The organism is Acidithiobacillus concretivorus (genome assembly GCF_018853445.1).
Taxonomy (GTDB): Bacteria; Pseudomonadota; Gammaproteobacteria; order Acidithiobacillales; family Acidithiobacillaceae; genus Acidithiobacillus; species Acidithiobacillus concretivorus.
Genome location: NZ_JABELD010000164.1, coordinates 1 through 3,268, shown reverse-complemented (window position 1 = coordinate 3,268; position 3,268 = coordinate 1). Strand labels below are relative to the sequence as shown.

Here is a 3,268-nt window from a genome sequence, read left to right as displayed (position 1 = left end):
ATAATGGGCAGCAGGGCTCGTGTATCCATAGTTGCCGTATGCCGGGTAGGGAGATCCATACCCGACGTTCGGATATCCGTAGGATGGAGCCGGATAACCATAACCGCCTTCATAAGCACCCTCTCCGTAGCCCCCGCCGTAATAACCATTATAGGGTTGGCCATAGCCACCCCAATTACCGCTATTGAACCGTATGGGCCCCCCATGGGGGCCATTAAAGTTCATGCTGCCCATGCTCCAAGGACCACTGTTACCCGTAAAGGGGCCACCATAACCACTGAAAGGGCCGCTGTTGCTGGAAAATGGGCTACTGTAACCACTCCAGGGCATGTCATTCCAGGGTGCCCATCCCCAAGCCATGGCCGGTGAGGCGACCAGCAATCCAGCACATCCCAGGGCAGCCGCCAGACCGGCTGCTTTGACAAAACGTCTCGTTTTCATCACACAGACTCCTTTGCAAACACGCGCCACAATCCATTCAGTTGACGCCACTGATGACACATCAAATGACTATTTCCTTTTTACCAGCCTCCCCATGGACTCATGGGCGACATTGGACCCATAGGCGACATTGGGCTCATTGGGCTCATGGAAGACATGGGACTCCAGGGCATACCGCCACCGCCCCAAGGCATACCACCGCCACCACCCCAGGGCATGCCGCCACCAGACCAGGGCATTTCAGAACCACCCCAAGGCATACCGCCACCACCCCAGGGCATGCCGCCGCCACCCCAAGGCATTTCAGAACCGGACCAGGGACTGGCATAACCGCCAAACGGACGGCCATTGAAACGCATAGGCCCCCCGTGCGGGAAAGTCATGCCAAAACTCCCCATGCTCCAGGGACCGCTATTGCCTTGCCAGGGGCCGCCGTAACCTGACCACGGCCCTGAATCCCCTTGCATGGGACCCGAATAACCACTCCAGGGCATGCTGTTTTGCCAGCCCGACCAGGGCATGTCACCGCCCCAGGGTCCCCAGGCATACGCACTGAGCGGCAGGGACATGATCCCCAGTGCCGCTGAAAGAATGGCGGCTTTTTTAACCCACTTTGCTTGCTTCATGATGCTCTCCTTGCATTTCCAGGGGCGCCGATCAGAGTGCCCCGCTTACCGTTCAATCAACATCGAATCGCCAGACTCACGGGTATCCATAACCCGCTGGGGGCCCGTACGGAACAGGTGTTGCGTAAGGATTGGGACCATAATCCGGTCCTGCTGCGTTCTGCCAAGGCCTTCCCTGGTAGGGCATGGGTCCGTAATTCGGCCTGCCATAAGCGGGCGAAGGTCCATATTGAGGCCCCTGTGGATAGCCCATAGGTGGATAACCGGCACCAAACATCGGCTTGACGGGGGCGCCATATCCCGGTCGCGGACCAAACTGAGGGGGGCCAACATAGGGATTCCCTCCATAGGGAGATGGCTCATAAGCGGGCGTACCATAAGAAGGCCTCGGCCCGTTCTGCCAGGGCATTGCCTGGTAGGGCATGGGTCCGTAATTCGGTCTGCCATAAGCGGGCGAAGGTCCATAATGAGGCCCCTGTGGATAGCCCATAGGCGGATAACCAGCACCAAACATGGGATTGACGGGGGCGCCATATCCCTGTGGGCCGTATTGTGGTGGCCGGGCAGAGGAATCCGCCCCGTAGGCCGGTGGACCATAGCTCGGAGCACCGCCATAAGCGGGAGCCCCGTCACCCGGTCTCGGCCCGTTCTGCCAGGGCATCCCAGGACCTCGATATGGTGCTGGACCATATTGGGGCATTCCATAAGCGGGTGCATGTCCATAGCCCGGCATAGGGCCGGGAGACGCTGGGAATGGCCCGCTTCCAGCACTGCTGGGCGGCGACATATCCCGTGCTCCTTCGTGCGGGCCATTCGGATAGGGTCCGGGAGGTGGGGGTACCCAGGCCGCCAGTTCATTGAAGGCGGGGGCAGGCATGGCTGCATCGTCGTTATTCCAGCGGGGAGCAGAAAAGGGATGCTGTGGCTCCGGCATGGCCTGCCCGCCCTGTTCCCAGGAGCCAACCGCGTTTTCAGCAGAGGGTCGATCCGGCCATGCCTGCGTCGGGTATGCGTCTTCGGGATCGCTGTGGGGGGCATACCCATGCCATTCGTCCTCTGTGGAACGGGTGGGCAAAGCCGAAGGGGTGCCGGCCTCCATAGCGTGTGCCGCCCACTCTGGCGGCAGGTTACTGTTCATAGGGCCTGGTATGGTGGCCACACCCGGTGCGTAAGGCGTGTCGACAGCAGCTAATGCCTGTGCCTGACAACCCAAAGCGGTACAGACGGCCACACTCAGCCAGAACACCGGGCTACGGGTGAAAGGACGGATGGATTTAAGGTGGCTCATAAAGTTATTCCTCCTGGTTGGATTTGGATGCGCGTAAATGGATGCCACGCGGCTTGGCTTTTTTAGCCGGAGAGTCGGGTTTCGTGGCCGTTTCATCAGAAGTGGTGGTGACGGGATCGGTCTCATTGCCGACCGGACTATCAGCCTGTTCACTGGCACTTTCTGGGTTTATAGGGTTGGGATTTACCGGTCCTTGCGGCGGAGCATCCGGTCCCTGAGGGGGGCTCATGGGCCCTGAAGGCGACTGCGGACCCGGCCCTTCAGGTTTGTTGTTGGCGGCCGGGCGCTTCATCAGCCAGGCCCAAAGTTGTCCAAGCAAAGTCATCAGGATTTTGGTAATGGCTCGGAAAAAGGCGCGGATGTCCTGTCCGATCATGTCCAGAGTCATGCGTAAGGGACCGGTCTCTTGCGTGGCGGCGTCTTGAGTCGGTGCTGCGGCCTGCAGTTCACTGCGCGCGTGATTTCCCTCAGCAGACAGAGAAACCTGCAGATGCGCGGGCGCAAAAGGAAATGGCGTTTCCATGTTTTGCTGGCAAAAATCATCCAGATCCATTCCCGCCGGACAAAACGCCTTTCTGCCGCTGACACAACCCAAAGGAATGACCAGCAGGGTAAGGATGGTCGAAATCATGACCCCAAAGAGCAGGGAAATGCCCATTCCCCGGAAAATCGGGGAGGTGATGATTTCTGCCGAACCGAGCATGAGTGCCAGCGCCGTAATCACAATGGGCCGGGTACGGGTCGCGCAGGCTTCAATCAGGGCATCCATGACCGGCATGCCTTCGGCTATAGTGGACCCCAGATTTGAGACAATAGTTTAAGCTTGTTGTCTGGTCAGGAGGAGACGATGAGCGCAGCAAAGCGGAAAGTGTATGGAGCCGCCTTTAAGGGCAAGGTGGGGCTGGAGGCGATC

At 59.2% G+C, this 3,268-nt stretch carries 4 protein-coding genes; all 4 read right to left on the bottom strand.

Going from position 1 to position 3,268, the window contains the following annotated elements; translation table 11 throughout:
• On the bottom strand, window positions 1-441 hold a 441-nt coding region (locus tag HJG40_RS14395), incomplete at its 3' end, for a hypothetical protein (RefSeq protein WP_215864836.1).
• An 80-nt stretch (window positions 442-521) separates the two neighbouring features.
• The gene (locus HJG40_RS14390; RefSeq protein ID WP_215864835.1) at window positions 522-1,067 is read right to left on the bottom strand and encodes a hypothetical protein; all 546 of its coding nucleotides are present in this window, start codon (window positions 1,065-1,067) and stop codon (window positions 522-524) included.
• 76 nt (window positions 1,068-1,143) lie between these two features.
• Window positions 1,144-2,355 carry a hypothetical protein gene (locus tag HJG40_RS14385; protein WP_215864834.1) on the bottom strand — a complete coding sequence of 404 codons (1,212 nt, stop codon included), beginning with the start codon at window positions 2,353-2,355 and terminating at the stop codon, window positions 1,144-1,146.
• A gap of 4 nt (window positions 2,356-2,359) precedes the next feature.
• Window positions 2,360-3,124 carry a hypothetical protein gene (locus tag HJG40_RS14380; protein WP_226857482.1) on the bottom strand — a complete coding sequence of 255 codons (765 nt, stop codon included), beginning with the start codon at window positions 3,122-3,124 and terminating at the stop codon, window positions 2,360-2,362.
• Window positions 3,125-3,268 lie beyond the last annotated feature (144 nt).

What these genes read in the sequence shown, in the direction of transcription:
- HJG40_RS14390 (WP_215864835.1), bottom strand. Translation starts at nt 1,067, where the DNA reads ATGAAGCAAGCAAAGTGGGTTAAAAAAGCCGCCATTCTTTCAGCGGCA.
- HJG40_RS14385 (WP_215864834.1), bottom strand. Translation starts at nt 2,355, where the DNA reads ATGAGCCACCTTAAATCCATCCGTCCTTTCACCCGTAGCCCGGTGTTC.
- HJG40_RS14380 (WP_226857482.1), bottom strand. Translation starts at nt 3,124, where the DNA reads ATGGATGCCCTGATTGAAGCCTGCGCGACCCGTACCCGGCCCATTGTG.